The organism is Yokenella regensburgei, from assembly GCF_051486985.1.
Lineage (GTDB): Bacteria > Pseudomonadota > Gammaproteobacteria > Enterobacterales > Enterobacteriaceae > CBFFRJ01.
In genome coordinates, this window is the sequence record NZ_JAHVDV010000004.1 from 187516 (window position 1) to 209516 (window position 22001).

17 protein-coding genes are annotated in these 22001 nt (G+C 52.1%); 7 read left to right on the top strand and 10 right to left on the bottom strand.

Features of this window, described 5'->3' with window-relative positions:
- Positions 1–211: 211 nt before the first annotated feature.
- Positions 212–1255 carry a GMP reductase gene (locus tag KXR87_RS05205; protein ID WP_437431193.1) on the top strand — a complete coding sequence of 348 codons (1044 nt, stop codon included), beginning with the start codon at positions 212–214 and terminating at the stop codon, positions 1253–1255.
- A 31-nt stretch (positions 1256–1286) separates the two neighbouring features.
- Here KXR87_RS05205 and hofC read toward each other — a convergent pair whose 3' ends face one another.
- The 4 genes from hofC to nadC form a co-directional block, all read right to left on the bottom strand.
- Positions 1287–2489: a protein transport protein HofC gene (gene hofC / locus KXR87_RS05210; RefSeq protein WP_437431194.1), complete on the bottom strand. Its 1203-nt coding sequence runs from the start codon at positions 2487–2489 to the stop codon at positions 1287–1289.
- Positions 2479–3864 (bottom strand): type II secretion system protein GspE, encoded by a 1386-nt coding sequence (gspE, locus tag KXR87_RS05215; RefSeq protein ID WP_437431195.1) that lies wholly within the window; start codon positions 3862–3864, stop codon positions 2479–2481. The genes hofC and gspE overlap by 11 nt, the downstream gene beginning before the upstream one ends.
- A 10-nt stretch (positions 3865–3874) precedes the next feature.
- On the bottom strand, positions 3875–4324 hold the full coding sequence (gene ppdD, locus KXR87_RS05220) for a prepilin peptidase-dependent pilin (protein ID WP_437431196.1): 450 nt from the start codon (positions 4322–4324) through the stop codon (positions 3875–3877).
- A 180-nt stretch (positions 4325–4504) separates the two neighbouring features.
- A complete protein-coding gene (gene nadC / locus KXR87_RS05225) occupies positions 4505–5398 on the bottom strand; it encodes a carboxylating nicotinate-nucleotide diphosphorylase (RefSeq protein WP_437431197.1) in 894 nt (297 codons plus the stop codon).
- Positions 5399–5540: 142 nt separating this feature from the next.
- Here nadC and ampD point away from each other — a divergent pair, with 142 nt between their 5' ends.
- Together ampD and ampE are read left to right on the top strand one after the other, a co-directional pair.
- Positions 5541–6104: a 1,6-anhydro-N-acetylmuramyl-L-alanine amidase AmpD gene (gene ampD / locus KXR87_RS05230; protein WP_437431198.1), complete on the top strand. Its 564-nt coding sequence runs from the start codon at positions 5541–5543 to the stop codon at positions 6102–6104.
- Positions 6101–6955, top strand: coding sequence for a beta-lactamase regulator AmpE (gene ampE, locus KXR87_RS05235; protein ID WP_437431199.1), 855 nt, complete (start codon positions 6101–6103; stop codon positions 6953–6955). Before ampD ends, ampE begins: the two co-directional genes overlap by 4 nt.
- 140 nt (positions 6956–7095) lie before the next feature.
- On the opposite strand, the gene KXR87_RS05240 is transcribed toward ampE, so the two are convergent.
- The 3 genes from KXR87_RS05240 to aroP all read right to left on the bottom strand — a co-directional run bounded on the left by KXR87_RS05240 (position 7096) and on the right by aroP (position 10990).
- Entirely contained in the window at positions 7096–8046 is a 951-nt protein-coding gene (locus tag KXR87_RS05240; protein ID WP_437431214.1) for a glycoside hydrolase family 43 protein, read from the bottom strand.
- Positions 8043–9449: a glycoside-pentoside-hexuronide (GPH):cation symporter gene (locus KXR87_RS05245; RefSeq protein ID WP_437431200.1), complete on the bottom strand. Its 1407-nt coding sequence runs from the start codon at positions 9447–9449 to the stop codon at positions 8043–8045. Before KXR87_RS05245 ends, KXR87_RS05240 begins: the two co-directional genes overlap by 4 nt.
- Before the next feature lie 167 nt (positions 9450–9616).
- Positions 9617–10990, bottom strand: a complete 1374-nt coding sequence (gene aroP / locus KXR87_RS05250) for an aromatic amino acid transporter AroP (protein WP_437431201.1) — start codon at positions 10988–10990, stop codon at positions 9617–9619.
- Between the two features lie 534 nt (positions 10991–11524).
- Between aroP and pdhR the strand changes: the two genes are divergently transcribed.
- The 4 genes from pdhR (at position 11525) to lpdA (ending at position 18749) form a co-directional block, all read left to right on the top strand.
- Positions 11525–12292, top strand: a complete 768-nt coding sequence (gene pdhR, locus KXR87_RS05255) for a pyruvate dehydrogenase complex transcriptional repressor PdhR (protein WP_437431202.1) — start codon at positions 11525–11527, stop codon at positions 12290–12292.
- A gap of 283 nt (positions 12293–12575) precedes the next feature.
- The gene (aceE, locus tag KXR87_RS05260) at positions 12576–15239 is read left to right on the top strand and encodes a pyruvate dehydrogenase (acetyl-transferring), homodimeric type (protein ID WP_437431203.1); all 2664 of its coding nucleotides are present in this window, start codon (positions 12576–12578) and stop codon (positions 15237–15239) included.
- 14 nt (positions 15240–15253) lie between these two features.
- A complete protein-coding gene (aceF, locus tag KXR87_RS05265) occupies positions 15254–17149 on the top strand; it encodes a pyruvate dehydrogenase complex dihydrolipoyllysine-residue acetyltransferase (protein WP_437431204.1) in 1896 nt (631 codons plus the stop codon).
- A 175-nt stretch (positions 17150–17324) separates the two neighbouring features.
- Positions 17325–18749 (top strand): dihydrolipoyl dehydrogenase, encoded by a 1425-nt coding sequence (lpdA, locus tag KXR87_RS05270; RefSeq protein WP_437431215.1) that lies wholly within the window; start codon positions 17325–17327, stop codon positions 18747–18749.
- Between the two features lie 733 nt (positions 18750–19482).
- Here lpdA and KXR87_RS05275 read toward each other — a convergent pair.
- The 3 genes from KXR87_RS05275 to KXR87_RS05285 all read right to left on the bottom strand — a co-directional run.
- Positions 19483–20343: an RHS repeat-associated core domain-containing protein gene (locus tag KXR87_RS05275; protein WP_437431205.1), complete on the bottom strand. Its 861-nt coding sequence runs from the start codon at positions 20341–20343 to the stop codon at positions 19483–19485.
- A 4-nt stretch (positions 20344–20347) separates the two neighbouring features.
- Complete coding sequence (locus KXR87_RS05280; RefSeq protein WP_437431206.1) at positions 20348–20989, bottom strand: hypothetical protein; 642 nt, start codon at positions 20987–20989, stop codon at positions 20348–20350.
- The coding region (locus KXR87_RS05285; RefSeq protein WP_437431207.1) for an RHS repeat-associated core domain-containing protein at positions 20973–22001 on the bottom strand (1029 nt) is incomplete at its 5' end. The genes KXR87_RS05280 and KXR87_RS05285, both read right to left, overlap by 17 nt.

The following is a 22001-nucleotide window of genomic DNA, read 5'->3' on the forward strand; positions in this document are numbered from 1 at the left end:
CCATGCTGAATCAACAGGATGTAATTCGAACGATTCGTTTACGCGTAAATGCCAAATAAAGGATCTATTCAACAGATAAATTTATAGGATTGTAGCGTAAAAAAAGAGAATTTCGCAGTCTTGCGGAGTCCTTATTAGTGCGTATGATAGCGTCACTGGAGTTGTGTGTTTGCAGGTCTGCGTTGTTCGCCATTAACCCCAGGAATCCGAAATGCGTATTGAAGAAGATCTGAAATTAGGTTTTAAAGACGTACTTATCCGCCCTAAACGTTCTACCCTCAAAAGCCGTTCCGATGTTGAGCTGGAGCGCGAATTCACCTTTAAGCATTCAGGGATGCGCTGGACTGGCGTACCGGTTATTGCAGCTAACATGGACACCGTCGGTACTTTTGCGATGGCAAAAGCGTTAGCGTCATTTGATATCCTGACCGCTGTCCACAAGCATTACTCTGTAGAAGACTGGAAACGCTTCGTTCAGGGCGAAACCGAATCCGTGCTGCGCCATGTTATGGTTTCTACCGGCACCTCTGATACAGATTTTGAAAAGACCAAACAGATCCTTGCTCTGCACCCGCAGCTAAACTTTGTATGTATTGATGTTGCGAATGGTTATTCCGAACACTTCGTACAGTTCGTTGCGAAAGCCCGTGAAGCCTGGCCTGACAAAACCATCTGCGCAGGGAATGTTGTTACTGGCGAAATGTGTGAAGAGCTGATTCTCTCCGGTGCTGATATTGTCAAAGTGGGTATTGGCCCAGGCTCTGTGTGTACCACGCGTGTGAAAACGGGGGTTGGCTATCCTCAGCTTTCTGCTGTCATTGAGTGTGCCGACGCTGCTCACGGTCTGGGTGGCCAGATTGTCAGTGATGGCGGCTGTACGGTGCCTGGTGATGTGGCCAAAGCCTTTGGCGGTGGTGCTGATTTCGTTATGCTCGGCGGCATGCTGGCCGGTCATGAAGAGAGTGGCGGCACCGTTGTTGATGAAAACGGCGAAAAATTCATGCTTTTCTATGGTATGAGCTCGGAGTCTGCCATGAACCGTCACGTCGGTGGCGTTGCCGGTTACCGCGCTGCGGAAGGCAAAACGGTAAAACTGGTTCTGCGTGGCCCGGTAGAGAATACGGCACGTGATATTCTGGGTGGTCTGCGTTCTGCCTGTACCTATGTCGGGGCTTCCCGTCTTAAAGAGCTGACCAAGCGCACGACCTTTATTCGCGTTCAGGAGCAGGAAAACCGCGTTTTCAACAGTCTCTGATTGTCCTCAGGCGCAGCATGCTGCGCCTGCTTCATCCCACGCCGCTCATCGCATCGCCCAGATGAAAAATGGGCAGATACATCGCCACAACCAGTGTGCCGATGATGATACCGGTCACCACCAGTAACAATGGTTCAAGCAACGACGCCAGATTGTCTGCCTGATGTGAGGTCTGCTCACTATGATGATGTGCAAGATTTTGCAGCATGGTATCCAGTGCGCCTGAAGCTTCGCCGGTTCTCACCAGTTGAATACAGAGCGGTGTAAACATGCCGCTGGTTGCAAGCGCTGTCGAAATAGCCTGCCCCTGCACGATCTCCTGGTGTATCGCCGTCATTTTTTCCTGCCACCACGGACAGTTCAGGGTATTTGCCACGCTTTCCAGACCCTGCAAAAAGGCAATGCCTGAGCGCTGAGTGAGCGCCAGCACCGTAAAGATCTGACTTAATCTTTGCCCCCGAACTAACTGCCCCAACTGCGGACAGGCAAGCAAAACGCGCTGTCGATAACGCTGCCACCCCCGATGGCGCCGTAACCCGGCCAGCATGCCCGCACCCATTAGCGTCAACAACAGCAGTGGGATACTGCACTGTTGCATGAGAGAAGCCAGGGCGATAACGCCGCGCGTCAAGGCGGGAAGAGGAGTATTGAAGGTTTGATAGATAGTGGCAAACTCCGGCAGAACCAGATACACCATTGCCAGCACGACCATGAACGCCAGGGTAAGGATAATCAGCGGATAACGCAGGGCTTTTTTTACTTTTCTGGCAAGCAAAAGTTGAGCTTTTTGTTGATCCGCAAGCTTAAAACAACACTCGTCCAGGTTTCCCGTTAACTCGCCCGTGTTCACCATCGCCAGGTAAAGCGGAGGAAAAACATCGGGCCACTGCGCCAGAGCAGTAGAAAAGGGTTCACCCATCTCCAGTTTTGCCGCCAGGGTATGCAACAGTGCCTGCCATTGTACAGCTGGCTGCTGATTTGCCAGTAACCGTAGGCTTTCGGGCAGGGTCAAGCCGGCCTGTAAAAGCGTGGCCAGCTGACGCATGATTTCGCAGCTATGCTCGCCTCGCCATAACCGTGCACGTACCGACTGGCGCTTGAGCGAGAGCAGATGAATGTGCTGCTCGAGCAAGGCAAGCATTACGTCCTGACGTTGTGCCTCCCAGCTTGTTCCCTGAACGAGTTCTCCTTCGGCATTAAGTCCCGACCAGTGCCAGAGTGCTTTAGTGGTCATCAGGCATCCCCAGAACACGCACCAGTTCTTCGAAACTGGTTAATCCCGCTTCAACGGCCTGGCACCCATTCTGAAAGAGCGTTGTCATTCCAGCCTGCCGGGACAATGTCTCAATGTCAGCCGCCGCCATGCCGCTGGCGATGGCATGACGCAGTACGTTATCCACTTCCAGTATTTCAAATAATGCAAGACGACCATAAAAACCGTGATAACAGCGATCGCAACCGGACGCCTGCCAGTGTGGTAACGGTCGGGGCCAGAGAGAAGGGGGCAGATGGGTGCTGTCCGCCGCCCGCTGGCGGCAGTGAGGGCATAATTTACGTACCAGTCGCTGGGCAATCACCAGCGACAGTGCTGAGGAGATCATCCAGCGCGCGACGCCCATTTGCTGGATGCGTACCAGCGTTTCGGTCGTCGAATTCGTATGCAGGGTTGAGAGTACCAGATGGCCGGTTTGCGCTGCTTTGATGGCGATTTCTGCCGTTTCACCGTCGCGGATCTCGCCGATCATAATAATATCGGGGTACTGGCGGAGTAGCGCTCTGAGTACCGTCTGAAAGGTCAGGCCAGCACGCGGGTTAATTTGTGTCTGGTTCAGACCCGCAAGGGGAATTTCCACCGGGTCTTCCACGCTGCAGATATTAACCCCCGTTGTGTTACGGGCCTGTAAGGCGCTGTAGAGCGTTACGGTTTTACCGCTACCGGTTGGTCCGGTCACCAGCATCAACCCCTGCGGTTTATTCAGCACATCTTCAAATTGAGTCAGCTGCGGTTGCGTCATGCCAAGCTGAATAAGATCCAGCGACTGGCTAACCTGATGCAGCAGACGAAGCACCACTTTCTCGCCATAGCGACAGGGGAGCGTGGCGATACGGAATGACACCTCCTTTCCGGCAAGCACAACGCTGAACTGGCCATCCTGTGGCAAGCGGCGTTCAGCGATATCAAGATTACCCAGAACCTTCAGCCGGGCAGTCAGCATGCTGGCGATGGTGCTGGAGATGGGCGGCAGCGGGTGGAGCACGCCATCTACGCGTAAACGAATGCGGTAATGATGCTCACCGGGTTCGAAATGAATATCAGAGGCGCGTTGGGCTAAAGCCTGTTCAAGAGTCTGATTCAGTAAGGTCACTGCGGAACCGGTTTCTTCCGACGCGGCTACCGGCGTGACATCATTCGCCAACTGAAGATGGCTGTCCATCTGTTCTTGCGTCCAGCACTCAATATCCACACGTCGTTGGGTGGCAAACCGCAGGGCTTCCAGTAATTCCGTAGAGGGCTCTCCCACCACGGCAATGTTGAGCATGTGGGCATCGCTGGTCAGTAATATTGCCCGATGGCGCTTACATAAGGTGTGTAGTTTGTCCTGTTGCATAGCGCTCTCCTTACTGGCTATTGACACGAAAAACATCTTCACACGCCTGCTTAAGCGAGGGGGTGTCAGTGGTTTCGCAGGTACGGGACCAGCCGGACATACCCAGGCCACTGCTCCATTGAGGCGTCATCACCACCCGCAGGCCAGTAAGACTCTCCTGCCCGGTCAGCGTGATAATCCCTTTTGTCACCGTCATGGCGGAAACGTAACGGGTTGTCGCCGGGCCGGGGATGCCATTAGTGCCGCTGTTGCAACTGTCGACACCGCCATGATCCAACGCACACAGTTCAACCGCGGTCCGATAGGGGACAAAAGTCTGCAACATATCGGTCATGGCGGCTTTGCGCAGGTAGTTCTGATAGGCGGGAATACCGATGGCGCTCAGTATGGCGATAATGCCAATGACCACCATCAGTTCTATTAAGGTAAATCCGCGTTGTCTGTCCCTGTTCTGCTTCATAGTCTGCTCCTTGTGTTAGTGCAGGCTACTCTGGCAGCAGAAGCGTAAGCGAACGAGAAGGGAAAAAGAGTTCGTGGAAGGGGATTCCGTAGTTTTGAATGTTGTTACTGGCTGCTACAGAAAAATGACGGGACGCCTCGCAAAAACCCTCTCCGGAAAGGGAGAGGGTTACGTCGCGATTTAGCGAAAACGCATCGACAAATCCAGGGCTCGAACGTGTTTGGTCAGCGCCCCAACGGAAATAAAATCGACCCCGGTTTCGGCAAATTCACGCAGCGTTTCGAAGGTAACATTACCGGAGACCTCAAGCCTGGCCTGTCCGTTAGTACGTTTTACCGCTTCCCGCATCTGCTCAGTTTTAAAGTTGTCGAGCATGATGATATCGGCCCCTGCTTTTAGCGCATCGTCCAGCTCCTCAAGGGTTTCAACTTCAACTTCAACCGGCACGTCCGGGTGGAGCCAGAAGGCCTTCTCAACGGCCTGGCGTACCGAACCGGAAGCAATAATATGGTTTTCTTTAATTAAAAAGGCGTCAGACAGCCCAAGGCGGTGATTAGCCCCGCCGCCGCAAAGTACGGCATATTTCAGGGCAGAGCGCAGACCTGGCAGCGTTTTTCGCGTATCCAGCAGTTGGGTTTTTGTGCCCTCCAGCAGGGCGACATAACGGCTAACCTCGCTGGCAACGCCTGAAAGGGTCTGCACAAAATTAAGCGCAGTACGTTCGCCGGTCAGCAGTACGCGCGACGGTCCTTGCAACTCAAAGAGCGCCTGATCGGGCGTGACGGCATCACCATCTGCCACATGCCAGGTTATCTGCACGTCGTCGCCCGCAAGCTGAATGAAGACCTCTTCGACCCAGCGTTTCCCACAGAATACCCCCTCTTCACGGGTGATAATCACCGCATGGGATTGCGTATCTGCTGGCAACAATTGCGCGGTAATATCGTTACTGGCATCGACTTCCCCCCCCAGGTCTTCGCGCAGGGCTTGCGCGACGGCAGTGGGGATATCGAGCGCAATACGTTGTAAAAGCGCGTCACGTCGTTGATCGGGGTTATAGCGGCGAGGCGGCATGGTAACACTCCAAAAAAGGTAACGAATCATAAGGTTAGAGTGTGCCCTGTTATTAAGGATATGCTCAACTTACAGTGACAGGACAGCGTGCGAACATGCTACTCTAGAGCGTGTATGAGCACCATATATAAGGAGATCCTGCATGTTGTTAAATAAGGGCTGGCTGGAGGAGGCGCGGCGCGTGCCGTCCCCGCATTTCGATTGCCGCCCCGATGAGGTAACACCTTCGTTGCTGGTGGTGCACAATATCAGCCTGCCACCGGGAGAGTTTGGCGGGCCGTGGATTGATGCGTTGTTCACCGGTACGCTGGATCCCAGGGCTCACCCTTTTTTTGCACAGATCGCTCATCTGCGGGTTTCTGCACACTGCTTAATTCGCCGTGATGGTGAAATTGTTCAATATGTTCCTTTCGATAAACGCGCCTGGCACGCGGGGGTGTCGGTTTATCAGGGTCGCGAGCGTTGCAATGATTTTTCCATCGGTATTGAGCTTGAAGGCACTGATACCCTCGCTTATTCAGACGCGCAATATCAGCAACTGGCAAAAGTGACCCGCATGCTGAGTGAAATTTACCCTGAGATTGCCAGCAACCTAACCGGGCATAGCGACATTGCCCCTGTCCGTAAAACCGACCCCGGCCCGGCGTTTGACTGGCAGCGGTTTCGTGCGCTGGTGGTGGATAAATCAAATAAGGAGATGCCATGACATTGTTTACTATGCTGCTGGTGCTGATTGCTGAGCGGCTTTTTAAACTCGGTGAGCACTGGCACCTGGACCATCGCCTTGAGGCGCTCTTTTGCCGAGTTAAGCACTATTCGGTTACCCGTACGCTCCTGATGACCGCCTGCGCTATGCTGCTCACTTTCCTTGTTCTGCGCGCGCTGACAGGGCTCTTTTTCAATGTGCCGCTACTGGTGGTCTGGATCCTGCTCGGCCTGTTGTGTGTCGGGGCGGGGAAGGTACGATTGCACTATCATGCGTATCTGAAAGCGGCATCCCGTAACGACGAACATGCCCATAAGGCAATGGCGAGCGAACTGACGCTGATTCATGGCGTGCCGCCAGGTTGTAGCGAACGCGAATTCCTTCGTGAGCTACAAAATGCCTTATTGTGGATAAACTTCCGTTATTATCTCGCGCCTCTTTTCTGGTTTATTGTGGGGGGAGTATGGGCGCCAGTAACGCTGGTGGGGTACTGTTTCCTGCGGGCACTACAGTCATGGCTTGCGCGTTACAAGACACCCGGTGAGCGACAGCGTTCGGGCATTGATGCCATTCTGCATGTGCTGGACTGGATCCCGGTTCGCCTGGCGGGCGTGTTTTATGCGCTGATTGGTCATGGTGAAAAAGCGTTACCCGCCTGGTTTGCTTCTCTGGCAGACAGACACTCATCCCAGTACCAGGTGCTCACCCGACTTGCGCAGTTTTCGCTGGCGCGCGAACCCCATCTCGATAAGGTTGAGACGCCGAAAGCCGCCGTCTCAATGGCCAAGAAAACCTCTTTTGTTGTGGTTGTAGTAGTCGCGTTACTCACCATTTACGGCACGCTGATTTAACCGCGTGCCGTTATACGCTTCATAGGAAAGGCTGCACGGGCGTTGGCGGCGTCAGCGCCCCCCAGTCACAACGTTAGCCATGTTTCTGGGGGGAGGTACTGACTTCGCCTTCCTGCAAACAGAATTATGTAGAGTAAAACTTATTGCGTATCCGCAGGTGGGATGCCGAAATCAGGCATCCCGTTTTCCTGCCAGCGCACGAGCTTAAGACGCGTGTGACGATTGGGGTCATACAGCGGGTCGCCTTCAATTTCGGTGTAGTTGCGTGCGTGGTAAACCAGCACATCGTCACCGTTTTCCGTCTGCGTAAAGCTGTTGTGGCCAGGACCGTACTGCTGGTTTTCGTAACTGGTTTTGAACACCGGCTCTGGTGATTTATGCCAGTTAGCCGGGTTTTGCGGGTCGGCGCTGATATCAATCCATAGCAGCCCCATACAGTAGTTTTCATCGGTAGCACTGGCGGAATAGCTGATGAACAGCTTGTCGCCATGAAACAGTACGGCAGGCCCTTCGTTGACCAGAAAGCCTTTACACTCCCAGTCAAATTCCGGTTTGCTGAGCATCACCGGCTCGCCTTTCAGCGTCCAGGGATTCTCCATTTCTGCCAGATAGAGGTTTGAATTACCGGCAATATGCGGGGATTTTTGCGCCCATAAGTACCAACGTTTTCCCTGATGGACAAAGGTTGTGGCATCCAGGGCGAAGGTGTCGAAAGGGGTTTTTATCTGGCCTTTTTCTACCCAGTTCCCGCTTAACGGATCGGCGTCGGCACACTCCAGGGCAAACATGCGGTGCTGGAACATATTCAATGCATCCAGCGCTTGCGTCCAGGTGGCGGCAAAGTAGAGATACCATTTTCCATCGATATAATGCAGTTCAGGTGCCCAGATAAGTTCGCTCATCGGCCCGTTATCCGGTTTGCGCCACACGGTCACCCCTTCGGCTTCCCGTAGGCCTTCCAGTGACGTGGCCCGACGAAGTTCAAGCCGGTCATACTCCGGTACTGAGGCCACAAAATAGTAGTTACCCTCATGGCGCAGAATGTACGGATCGGCCCGCTGTTCTATAAAAGGATTTGGCCAGTTCATTATGCTTTCCTTACGTTTTCGCCTGCGGGTACCGCCTGAGCATCGCTCAGTTCGTGGTAATTCACACGGCGTTTTTCCAGATCTGCCTGGATGGTTTTCATCAGTTCACGATCGACTTTCAGCAGGCGAACCACGCCAGCCGTAATGAGGTAGCCCACGCCCGGAATGATGGTAAACAGCAGCATGATGCCATTAATGGCGCTCGGGCTTTGCGCTTTGGCACCCGCGTCATAACCGTACCAGGAGAGCAGGAAACCAACCATCGCGCCCGCAACCGCCAGCCCGACTTTCAGGAAGAAGAGGTTACCGGAGAAGCTGATGCCGGTGATGCGTTTGCCGGTTTTCCACTCGCCGTAGTCGTCAACATCCGCCATCAGCGACCAGTGAAGCGGTGATGGGATCTGATGCAGAATATTGAGCAGGAAGTAGAGCACCACAATCATCATGGTGGCTTTCGGGTCGAAGAAATAGAACGCGCAGGAGAAAATCGCCAGTGCGATATTGGTCCAGAAGAAGACTTTCAGTTTGCACCAGCGGTCGGTCAGCACTTTCGCCAGCATACTGCCGATCATCATACCCACCACGCCGAGGCTGATAAAAATCGTGGCAAAGTGGGTACTTTCGCCCATCACCCAGGTGACGTAATACATGGTGGCGGCCATACGAATAAAGCCCGGGCAAACGTTGCAGAGGGTAAGCAGCAAAATACGCACCCACTGGTCGTTCTTCCAGACGTCCTTCATATCTTTCTTCATGTCATCGTGGGTCGGCACGGCCGGACGAACACGCTCACGCACCGTGGCAAAGCAGAAGAGGAACATGCACATGCCGATAAATGCCAGTACCGTCATCGCCATTTGATAGCCTTTGGCTTTGTCCTCGCCACCGAACCATTCCGCCATCGGCAGCAGCGTCAATGACAACAGCAGGGTCGCAATACCCACCATCACGAAGCGGTAGGACTGACAGGCCACACGCTCTTTCGGATCGTTGGTGATGACACCGCCCAGCGAGCAGTAAGGGATATTGATGGCGGTATAGGTCAGAGAGAGCAGGAAGTAGGTGATGAAGGCATAGATAACTTTGCTATTGTAGGTCCAGTCAGGCGTGGTGAACATCAACACACTGAAGACCGCATAAGGGAGCGCTATCCATAAAAGCCAGGGACGGAAACGCCCGTATTTGCTTTGGGTTCGGTCGGCAAGCGCCCCCATGATGGGGTCGGTAACGGCATCAATGACGCGGATAGAGAGCAACAATACGCCGACCAGAGCCGGTGCCAGGCCGAAAATATCAGTATAGAAATAGTTAACAAACAACATGATGGCACCAAAGATGATGTTGCATCCGGCGTCGCCCATGCCATAGCCGATTTTCTCTTTGACAGACAGTTTAGTCGCGTCCATTAGCGATACTCCCAGTGAGATGTGGGAATAATTATTCGCCCCCTAAGAATAATTTGCGTTACAGGATGCGGGCAGAGACATGGACAAAACTGCTATGTAAAGCAAAGTGTGAGGAAGGTAACACCAGGAGAACCACCCTCTCCCGTAGGGGAGAGGGTAGGGGGCAATTAATTGGCTTTTGCCACTTTTGCCGTTTTCTGTTTGAACATGTAGCCAATACCCAGAATGACCAGCCAGACCGGGATGAGGTAGACCGAGATAGCCATACCTTCCGTCATCAGCATAATGACCAGCACTGCCGCCATGAAAATCAGGCAGATCCAGTTACCCAGTGGGTAGAACAGCGCCGGGAAGCGGGTAGTCACCCCCTGCTGCTGTTTTGCACGACGGAATTTCATGTGTGCGAGGCTAATCATCGCCCAGTTGATCACCAGTGCTGAAACCACCAGTGCCATCAGCAGACCGAAGGCAGATTCCGGTGCCATATAGTTAATTAACACACACAGAGCCGTAACCAGCGCAGACACGATAATGGTGTTGACCGGCACACCACGTTTATCCACGCTCAGCAGCGCCTTTGGTGCGTTACCTTGTTGTGCCAGGCCGAACAGCATGCGGCTGTTGCAGTAAACGCAGCTGTTATAAACCGAGAGCGCAGCCGTCAAAACGACGATGTTAAGTGCGTTCGCCACCAGCGTATCGCCCAGCTCGTGGAAGATCAGTACAAACGGGCTGGTATCGGCGGTGACACGCGTCCACGGCAGCAGAGAAAGCAGCACGGCCAGTGAGCCCACATAAAAAATCAGGATACGGTAGATAACCTGGTTGGTCGCTTTAGGAATGCTTTCATGCGGGTTATCGGCTTCAGCGGCGGTAATACCGACCAGCTCCAGGCCGCCGAAGGAGAACATGATGATAGCCATCATCATTACCAGCCCGGAAATACCATTCGGCAGGAAGCCACCTTGTTCCCACAGATTGCGCACGGTTGCCTGCGGACCCGCGTTGCCGCTGAACAGCAGCCAGCCGCCGAACAGGATCATGGCGACCACGGCGACCACTTTAATAATGGCGAACCAGAACTCCATCTCGCCAAAGACTTTTACGTTGGTAAGGTTGATGGCATTAATAGCGATAAAGAAGACGGCGGCTGATGCCCAGGTTGGGATTTCAGGCCACCAGAACTGGATATATTTCCCAACCGCAGTTAATTCCGCCATGGCCACCAGAACATACAGCACCCAGTAGTTCCAGCCAGAGGCGAAACCGGCAAACCCGCCCCAGTATTTGTAAGCAAAGTGGCTAAAAGAACCGGCGACCGGCTCCTCAACGACCATTTCACCCAACTGACGCATAATCAGAAAAGCAATAAAACCTGCAATGGCATAGCCGAGAATAATACCAGGGCCTGCCGCTTTGATAACTGACGCGCTGCCCAGAAACAGCCCCGTCCCGATAGCTCCACCCAGCGCGATAAGCTGTATATGGCGGTTCTTAAGGCCGCGCTTAAGCTGTTCGCTGTGCTGTTGACCTTCCATCATGAAACCTCGTGTGTGGTTATTATGTGTACGCTGTTGTTTGCGTGTAATTAAGTAATTCCATTTTTTGTATTGTTTTATTTACGAAGCGCTGACGTGAATTTTCGCCTATCCCTTTCGTATGGCCCAGAATAGTGGTAAGCGGCAGCCTTTGCACCTGCTTTGTGAATGGCTGATGACGACTTGAATAAAAAGAAACCATTTGTAAATCGCCTCGTTAATTCCGCGGGTATTCTGTTTTGGTTATTTATTCATTAATTTGACATAAATGGCCATTTTTATTCATGCTGAACCGGTTCAAATTCGTTTTGAACCGTTTCATTTACGTTAAAAATGCCCCTTAAGTAGTAAAGGAGAGATTTGTGCAAGGTTACATGTTTGAAACGTTATTTCTGTAACGTTGTTAAAATGTGCATGGTTTCCTGATTTCAATCAAAACCTGTATGGACATAAGGTGAATACTTTGTTACTTTAGCGTCACGAATATGAAATTGGTAAGACCAATTTACTCCGGGCGAATGGTAGAGACAGGGAACAATGGCCTACAGCAAAATCCGCCAGCCAAAACTATCCGATGTGATTGAGCAGCAACTGGAGTTTTTGATTCTCGAGGGGACATTACGCCCCGGTGAAAAACTTCCTCCGGAACGCGAACTGGCTAAACAGTTTGATGTTTCTCGCCCTTCCCTGCGTGAGGCCATCCAGCGCCTCGAAGCGAAAGGGCTTCTGCTACGTCGCCAGGGTGGCGGTACCTTTGTTCAAAGTAGCCTCTGGCAGAGCTTCAGCGACCCGCTCGTCGAATTGCTCTCCGATCATCCCGAATCCCAATTTGATCTGCTTGAAACACGTCACGCGCTGGAAGGCATTGCTGCCTATTACGCCGCATTGCGCAGTACCGACGAAGATAAGGTCAGAATTGGCGAGCTGCATCAGGCCATTGAGCTGGCGCAGCAGTCAGGCGATCTTGATGCCGAATCCAGCGCCGTAGTGCAGTATCAAATCGCTGTAACCGAAGCAGCACATAATGTGGTGCTTTTACATCTGCTACGCTGCATGGAGCCGATGTTGGCACAAAACGTTCGTGAAAATTTCGAATTGCTTTACGCGCGCCGCGAAATGCTGCCGCTCGTGAGCAAGCATCGCAGCAGTATTTTTGCGGCGATCATGGCCGGCGAGCCGGAGGAGGCGCGTGAAGCTTCCCACCGTCACCTGGCCTTTATTGAAGAGATTTTGCTGGATCGCAGCCGTGAGCAGAGTCGTCGTGAGCGCTCGCTACGCCGGCTGGAACAGCAGCGAAAGAATTAGCATTTTCTGGTGGAGTATGTGCCGGAAGAGTTGTAACCCAGAGCGCCATATTTAGAGCGCGGCAACTAAACGCAGAACCTGTCTTATTGTGCTTTTAGTTTTTCGACAGTGTTCTGGTTGTATCGCGGCGGCACGCGCGCGAATTGCCGGCAGCATAGTGAGCTATGCGGCCGGGCGAGGAAGCGCAGCCAACAAAGAGACAACCTGAACGATGAAGAAAAAAGAGTGCAATGGGACAGGTTCCAGACAAATCAACGTATTAGATAGATAAGGAATACCCCCCATGTCAGAACGTTTCCAAAATGACGTGGATCCGATTGAAACTCGCGACTGGCTACAGGCGATCGAATCGGTAATCCGTGAAGAAGGTGTTGAGCGTGCTCAGTATCTGATTGACCAGATGCTTTCCGAAGCCCGCAAAGGCGGTGTGAAGGTTGCCGCTGGTACCGGAGCAGGCAACTACGTCAACACTATTGCCGTTGAAGACGAACCGGAATATCCGGGCAATCTGGAGCTGGAACGCCGTATTCGTTCGGCCATTCGCTGGAACGCCATCATGACGGTTCTGCGCGCGTCCAAAAAAGACCTTGAGCTGGGCGGCCACATGGCGTCCTTCCAGTCTTCCGCAACCGTTTATGAAGTCTGTTTCAACCACTTCTTCCGTGCAGCTAACGAGAAAGACGGCGGCGACCTGGTCTACTTCCAGGGCCACATCTCTCCGGGCATCTACGCACGTGCGTTCCTGGAAGGTCGTCTGACTGAAGAGCAGATGAACAACTTCCGTCAGGAAGTTCATGGCAAAGGCCTCTCTTCCTACCCGCACCCGAAACTGATGCCAGAATTCTGGCAGTTCCCGACCGTATCTATGGGTCTGGGCCCAATCGGTGCTATCTACCAGGCTAAATTCCTGAAATATCTGGAACACCGTGGCCTGAAAGATACCTCTGAGCAGACCGTTTACGCCTTCCTGGGCGACGGTGAAATGGATGAGCCGGAATCCAAAGGTGCAATTACTATTGCTACCCGTGAGAAACTGGACAACCTGTGCTTCATCATCAACTGTAACCTGCAGCGTCTGGATGGTCCGGTAACCGGCAACGGCAAGATCATCAACGAACTGGAAGGCATCTTCGCAGGTGCTGGCTGGAACGTGATTAAAGTGATGTGGGGCGGTCGTTGGGATGAGCTGCTGCGTAAAGACACCAGCGGTAAGCTTATTCAGCTGATGAACGAAACCGTTGACGGCGACTATCAGACCTTCAAATCTAAAGACGGCAAATACGTCCGTGAGCACTTCTTCGGTAAATACCCGGAAACTGCTGCACTGGTTGCCGACTGGACTGATGAGCAGATCTGGGCTCTGAACCGTGGTGGTCACGATCCGAAGAAAGTCTACGCTGCACTGAAAAAAGCGCAGGAAACCAAAGGCAAAGCAACCGTAATCCTTGCTCATACCATTAAAGGTTATGGCATGGGTGACACCGCCGAAGGTAAAAACATCGCTCACCAGGTTAAGAAAATGAACATGGACGGCGTGCGTTATATCCGCGACCGCTTCAATGTTCCTGTGACCGATGAGCAAGTTGAAAAACTCTCTTACATCACCTTCCCGGAAGGCTCTGAAGAGCACAAGTACCTGCACGAACGTCGTCAGGCGCTGAAAGGCTACCTGCCTGCTCGTCAGCCTAAGTTCAGCGAGAAGCTGGATCTGCCAGCGCTGGCTGACTTTAAGCAACTGCTGGAAGAGCAGAACAAAGAGATCTCCACCACTATCGCTTTCGTTCGTGCCCTGAACGTGATGCTGAAGAACCCGTCTATTAAAGACCGCCTGGTTCCGATCATCGCCGACGAAGCGCGTACTTTCGGTATGGAAGGTCTGTTCCGTCAGATTGGTATCTACAGCCCTAACGGTCAGCAGTACACTCCGCAGGACCGTGAGCAGGTTGCTTACTATAAAGAAGACGAGAAAGGTCAGATTCTGCAGGAAGGTATCAACGAGCTGGGCGCAGGCGCATCCTGGCTGGCTGCTGCGACCTCTTACAGCACCAACAACCTGCCGATGATCCCGTTCTACATTTACTACTCCATGTTCGGGTTCCAGCGTATTGGTGACCTGTGCTGGCAGGCAGGCGACCAGCAGGCTCGCGGCTTCCTGGTAGGGGGTACTTCCGGTCGTACGACCCTGAACGGTGAAGGTCTGCAGCATGAAGATGGTCACAGCCACATTCAGTCTCTGACTATCCCGAACTGTATCTCTTACGATCCGTCTTACGCGTATGAAGTCGCCGTGATCATGCACGACGGTCTGACCCGTATGTACGGTGAAGCGCAAGAGAACATTTACTACTACATCACTACCCTGAACGAAAACTACCACATGCCTGCGATGCCGGAAGGTGCTGAGGAAGGTATCCGTAAAGGTATCTACAAGCTGGAAACCGTTGCGGGTTCCAAAGGTAAAGTTCAGCTCTTGGGCTCCGGTTCTATTCTGCGTCACGTCCGTGAAGCAGCACAGATCCTGGCGAACGACTACGGCGTAGGTTCTGACGTCTACAGCGTGACCTCCTTCACCGAACTGGCGCGTGATGGCCAGGATTGTGAGCGCTGGAACATGCTGCACCCGCTGGAAACCCCGCGCGTTCCGTACATCGCTCAGGTGATGAACGACGCCCCGGCTGTAGCATCAACTGACTATATGAAACTGTTCGCTGAGCAGGTTCGTACTTACGTACCGGCTGATGACTACCGCGTACTGGGTACTGACGGCTTCGGTCGTTCTGACAGCCGTGAAAACCTGCGCCACCACTTCGAAGTTGATGCTTCTTACGTCGTGGTTGCAGCACTGGGCGAACTGGCTAAACGTGGCGAAATCGACAAGAAAGTGGTGGCGGAAGCAATCACCAAATTCAACATCGATGCAGATAAAGTTAACCCGCGTCTGGCATAAGAGGTAAAAGAATAATGGCTATCGAAATCAATGTACCGGACATCGGGGCTGATGAAGTTGAAATCACCGAGATCCTGGTCAAAGTGGGCGACAAAGTTGAAGCTGAACAGTCGCTGATCACCGTAGAAGGCGACAAAGCCTCTATGGAAGTCCCGTCTCCGCAGGCTGGCATCGTTAAAGAGATCAAAGTCTCTGTCGGCGATAAAACCGAGACCGGTAAACTGATCATGATTTTCGATTCCGCCGATGGTGCAGCTGACGCTGCACCTGCCAAGGCAGAAGAGAAGAAAGAAGCGGCTCCAGCGGCAGCACCTGCTGCTGCAGCGGCTAAAGAAGTGAACGTACCAGACATCGGTGGCGACGAAGTAGAAGTCACTGAAATCATGGTTAAAGTGGGCGACACCGTTGCCGCTGAACAGTCTCTTATCACCGTAGAGGGCGATAAAGCCTCTATGGAAGTTCCGGCTCCGTTTGCGGGTGTCGTAAAAGAGATCAAAATCAGCACTGGCGACAAAGTCTCTACCGGCTCCCTGATCATGGTCTTCGAAGTCGAAGGCGCTGCGCCTGCTGCTGATGCTAAGCCGACCGTTACCGAGCAGGCAGCCTCTGCGCCGGCCGCAGCCGCTGGCGCGAAAGACGTTAACGTACCGGACATCGGCGGTGACGAAGTTGAAGTAACCGAAGTGATGGTGAAAGTGGGCGACAAAGTTGCTGCTGAACAGTCACTGATCACCGTTGAAGGCGACAAAGCTTCTATGGAAGTTCCTGCGCCGTTCGCGGGTGTCGTTAAAGAGATCAAAATCAGCACCGGCGACAAAGTGTCCACCGGCTCTCTGATCATGGTCTTCGAAGTAGAAGGCGCTGCGCCTGCTGCGGCTCCGGCTAAGCAGGAAGCGGCGGCACCGGCACCGGCTGCGAAAGCAGAAAAACCCGCTGCTGCCCCTGCTGCAAAAGCGGAAGGTAAATCTGACTTCGCTGAAAACGACGCTTACGTCCACGCAACGCCGCTGATTCGTCGCCTGGCGCGTGAGTTCGGTGTAAACCTGGCGAAAGTGAAAGGCACCGGCCGTAAAGGTCGCATCCTGCGCGAAGACGTTCAGGCTTATGTGAAAGACGCTATTAAGCGTGCTGAAGCAGCACCTGCTGCTGCCGCTGGCGGTGGTATCCCTGGCATGCTGCCGTGGCCGAAAGTGGACTTCAGCAAGTTTGGTGAAGTTGAAGAAGTGGAACTGGGCCGTATCCAGAAAATCTCTGGTGCTAACCTGAGCCGTAACTGGGTGATGATCCCACACGTTACGCACTTCGACAAAACCGACATCACCGACCTGGAAGCGTTCCGTAAACAGCAGAACGCCGAAGCTGAGAAGCGCAAGCTGGACGTGAAATTCACCCCGGTTGTCTTCATCATGAAAGCCGTTGCCGCTGCACTTGAGCAGATGCCACGCTTCAACAGCTCCCTGTCTGAAGATGCGCAACGTCTGACGCTGAAGAAATACATCAACATCGGTGTTGCGGTTGATACGCCAAATGGTCTGGTTGTTCCGGTCTTTAAAGACGTGAACAAGAAGAGCATTACTGAGCTGTCCCGCGAACTGACCACCATCTCCAAAAAAGCGCGTGATGGTAAGCTGACTGCCGGCGAAATGCAGGGCGGTTGCTTCACCATCTCCAGCATCGGCGGCCTGGGTACCACCCACTTCGCACCGATTGTGAACGCGCCGGAAGTGGCTATTCTTGGTGTGTCCAAGTCCGCGATGGAGCCTGTGTGGAATGGCAAAGAGTTCGTGCCGCGTCTGATGATGCCAATCTCTCTGTCCTTCGACCACCGCGTGATTGACGGTGCTGATGGTGCGCGTTTCATCACCATCATCAACAACACCCTGAGCGACATTCGCCGCCTGGTGATGTAATCGAAAAGCCGGCCAGTCGGCCGGCTTTTTTCTGTTAACCTCATGCGGGTTGTGAGGTTATAAGCGAAAGCAAGCATTCATGAACCGTTTGTTGTTTCAAAATTGTTAACAGTTTTGTAAAATACGGGCGGATAGAACGACCCGGTGGACGACGGGTATAAATTAAGAGGTCATGATGAGCACAGAAATCAAAACTCAGGTCGTAGTACTTGGGGCAGGCCCGGCAGGTTACTCCGCAGCATTCCGCGCCGCGGATTTAGGTCTGGAAACCGTCATCGTAGAACGTTACAACACCCTCGGTGGTGTTTGTCTGAACGTCGGCTGTATCCCTTCTAAAGCACTGCTGCACGTCGCGAAAGTAATCGAAGAAGCCAAAGCACTGGCTGAACACGGTATTGTTTTCGGTGAGCCGAAAACCGATATCGACAAGATTCGTACCTGGAAAGAGAAAGTTATCACTCAGCTGACCGGCGGTCTGGCGGGTATGGCCAAAGGCCGTAAAGTGAAAGTGGTTAACGGTCTGGGTAAATTCACCGGGGCTAACACCCTGGAAGTGGAAGGTGAAAACGGCAAAACCGTAATCAACTTCGACAACGCGATCATCGCGGCGGGTTCCCGTCCGATCGAACTGCCGTTCATTCCGCATGAAGATCCGCGCGTATGGGACTCCACCGATGCGCTGGAGCTCAAAGAAGTGCCGGAACGCCTGCTGGTTATGGGTGGCGGGATCATCGGTCTGGAAATGGGCACCGTGTACCATGCGCTGGGTTCACAGATTGACGTGGTTGAAATGTTCGACCAGGTTATCCCGGCTGCAGATAAAGACATCGTCAAAGTCTTCACCAAACGCATCAGCAAGAAATTCAACCTGATGCTGGAAACCAAAGTGACTGCCGTTGAAGCAAAAGAAGACGGTATTTATGTTTCCATGGAAGGCAAAAAAGCCCCGGCTGAACCACAGCGTTACGACGCCGTGCTGGTCGCTATCGGTCGTGTACCGAACGGTAAGAACCTTGACGCAGGCAAAGCTGGCGTGGAAGTGGACGACCGTGGCTTCATCCGCGTTGACAAGCAGCTGCGCACCAACGTGCCGCACATCTTTGCTATCGGCGATATCGTCGGTCAGCCGATGCTGGCGCACAAAGGTGTTCACGAAGGCCACGTTGCCGCTGAAGTTATCGCTGGTAAGAAACACTACTTCGATCCGAAAGTGATTCCGTCCATCGCCTACACTGAGCCAGAAGTTGCCTGGGTTGGCCTGACCGAGAAAGAAGCGAAAGAAAAAGGCATCAGCTACGAAACCGCCACCTTCCCGTGGGCTGCTTCCGGCCGTGCTATCGCTTCCGACTGCGCAGACGGTATGACCAAACTGATCTTCGACAAAGAGACTCACCGTGTGATCGGTGGTGCGATTGTCGGCACCAACGGCGGCGAGCTGCTGGGCGAAATCGGTCTGGCAATCGAAATGGGTTGTGACGCAGAAGACATCGCGCTGACCATCCATGCTCACCCGACGCTGCACGAGTCCGTGGGTCTGGCCGCCGAAGTGTTCGAAGGTAGCATCACCGACCTGCCGAACCCGAAAGCGAAGAAGAAATAATTTCGCTACGAAATTAGTGTTTCTGGCTGTTTATAAAGCCCTGACCAAAAGGTCAGGGCTTTATTGTATATTGCTCATCGATTTATACAGTACTTGTTTTTTGCCTTATTCAAGGCCATGTTATTTTTGCCGCGTGTGACTAGTGAAATATAGTATCTGTTATCCGGTAACTTCGCGATTATATATAAAGAGTTATATCGATCTCTATTTTCTTCGTCAATGGAGTCACTTTCCTGACACCACGAGTCAAGGATGTCATTCTTGTCTATATATTTAACTCCGTCAGGAGATGTTTTTACCGGGAATGTTCTATCAAAAATTTCCGATGAATTATTGTCTAAAGTGAAATTACTATAAAATGAATCACTTTCCACATCTGTAAATATAGTAATTCTCCTGGAGGTAAGTGGAAAGAAATGTGGTATCCATGAATAAACTCCCGCCTCTTTCGAAATATCTGTAAATTTCTCATACTTATGCATGTTGTTCTTGTTATGTTTGTTTTCAAACATAAAAAACACAATGAGCATGATAACTCCTAAATAGAATATTATTATTTTCTTATTTCCCATTTTCTAATTATCCAGATATCCTCTTATTCTAAGAAATGCTTTTGTCTTCTCATGGTTTGGATTGAGGTACCCCTCACATCGTGACGAGCAAGACTCGTCAGAAGGACAAGTTAAACCGTAGTGGTTTACCTTTAAGTCTTCTATGTTATCCAGAAGCATAGCTAACTCACCTTGTTTATTCCCATTCCCATACAGTCCAAAAATATTTTTGCATGATCAATCATTTCCTTACCAACACCCATTACTAACGCATTTGATTTATTTGCAGTCCTGGACTTAGATACTCGACAGAAAGCGGTACAGTGGAAAAATTGGTCTGACTGTGCCAACCCCCAGTTTGTCATATCATTTAATGTATTCATCAAAATACGTGTTTCTCCAGAATTCATATACCAGGGTTCATTTGTCATTATCTTTGATAGTTCTGACTGTATTCCTGGGGAATTGATAAATACAAAGAGATCATCAGCCAACCCAAGTGGATCAGTAGCATTAACGGGATCAAAAGGATATTTATATAAATTCCACCCCCCCTTCAGCCCAATCGGGTCCTGGGTGATATACCGTCCCTGTCGCGGGTCATAATAACGATAGCGGTTATAGTGCAGCCCGGACTCTTCATCATACTGCTGACCCGGCAGGCGCAGCGATTGAGTGAGGTGATGCGGGTTGTCCTCGTACAGCAGGTTTCCCCACTCGTCATAATCGCCACGCCAGGCGAGGGCACCATCTTCGTTTATCAGTGCCAGCGGCACTCCCCGGTGGTCGCAGTGGTACAGATGAATTTTTCTCGCCGGGACGGGCAGGGCTTCCAGCAGTGCCGCCATGCGCTCCGGCGTCAGGCCGCATCCGGCCAGCCACTGATGGCTCTCCGCGCTGACGGCCCCGGCCCGCAGCTCACCCTCAAGCCGGTCAAGCATCGCCACCAGCTCTGGCGGGAACACCACGACATAACCGGCCTCACTGCCATCCTGTTGCAGTTTCTGCTTGTCCGACTGTATCCTTCGGCGCACCTGATTCACTTTTCTAACGCATGGGTATGGGCAGCCTGCGGGTTAACGGACGCAACTTTTCTCTGTCATCCCATAAACCGGGGAAGACTTCGAATTTAAGATCGTCGCGGTCGATGCCCGTATCAAAATAACGTCTCAGTCGGTCGCCTAAATCTTTATCTCCCCACATACTGGTTAGCTCATAATTTTCAATAATGCTTTTGTCGTTAACGGTTGAAAGATCATGTTTAATAACGGTTGCATTTGTAATGGACATGTTATTTGACCAGTTTAGAGATATTAGTTTTCCACCTAAAAATGAAAAGCTAGAGCTGTCTCCTTTATAGTGATCACCATCAATTAATAAAGTATATGGATGTATCCAGTATTCATCCAAGATTTTTTGGCTGGGTATGACTGTTTCGTCTTTTATTTTTTTGAATGCTAGATTTTTATTTACAACTCTGCCTACAAATACCCTGAATAATTGTTTTGAGTTGTTTAGATTTATATTTTTCCACTCTCCATTTTTATTTTTTACATCAAAAAATCTCATGATGGAACCTGATTCCATCTGTGCAATTGTATATAGATCATCTCGTAACTTAAAACTAACTAAATGACCCGGTTTCCAGACTATTCGTGCCATATTATCGTCCTCAATAAATGTTGCCATAACACTGCGTATCCGCAGCATCTGCACCAATTTCTGTTTCATTCACGAGTGCACAGGCACATTGTGTCACGCTGCCATATTTGCAGGAGTTTAGTGAATTCATATGCAGTGCGGTACCCAGGAAACTTAAAATACCCATTCCTTTGGCTACACTATTCGGTACCTTCAGGTACTTATCAGCAGCACTAAGATAAGATGAGCGATTGGGATTATTGACACCCACGGGATTTTGTTTGTTCGCCGTGCCCGTTAGCCCACCTTGTTGCTCAAAAAAACGTTGTTCAAGACCTCGAGCAAGATTTTTGCCTTGTTGACCATAACCATCATAGAGGACCGTCGGTGGCGTCGCTCCAAAGCGGCTAAAATTACCTCCATAGCGATATGATAAAACATCTGAGGTGGATTGCGCTCCCTGCATACTGGCATAGCCAACATATGGTTTACCGGTACAAACGTCCATTCCCTGATAAGTAATATGCGTCGCCGTCGCGGGGTTGCCGGCAAGACCAAGCGGGTCGGCAAAACTGACAGGATCGAGAGGGTATATATACGGATTCCACCCCCCCTTCAGCCCAACCGGATCCTGGGTGATATACCGTCCCTGTCGCGGGTCATAATAACGATAGCGGTTATAGTGCAGCCCGGACTCTTCATCATACTGCTGACCCGGCAGGCGGAGTGACTGGATGAGGTGATGCGGGTTGTCCTCGTACAGCAGGTTTCCCCACTCGTCATAATCGCCACGCCAGGCGAGGGTGCCGTCTTCGTTGACTAATGCGAGAGGCAGTCCCCGGTGGTCGCAGTGGTACAGATGAATTTTCCTCGCCGGGACGGGCAGGGCTTCCAGCAGTGCCGCCATGCGTTCCGGCGTCAGGCCGCATCCGGCCAGCCACTGATGGCTCTCCGTGCTGACGGCCCCGGCCCGCAGCTCACCCTCAAGCCGGTCCAGCATTGCCACCAGCTCTGGCGGGAACACCACGGCATAACCGGCCTCACTGCCATCCTGTTGCAG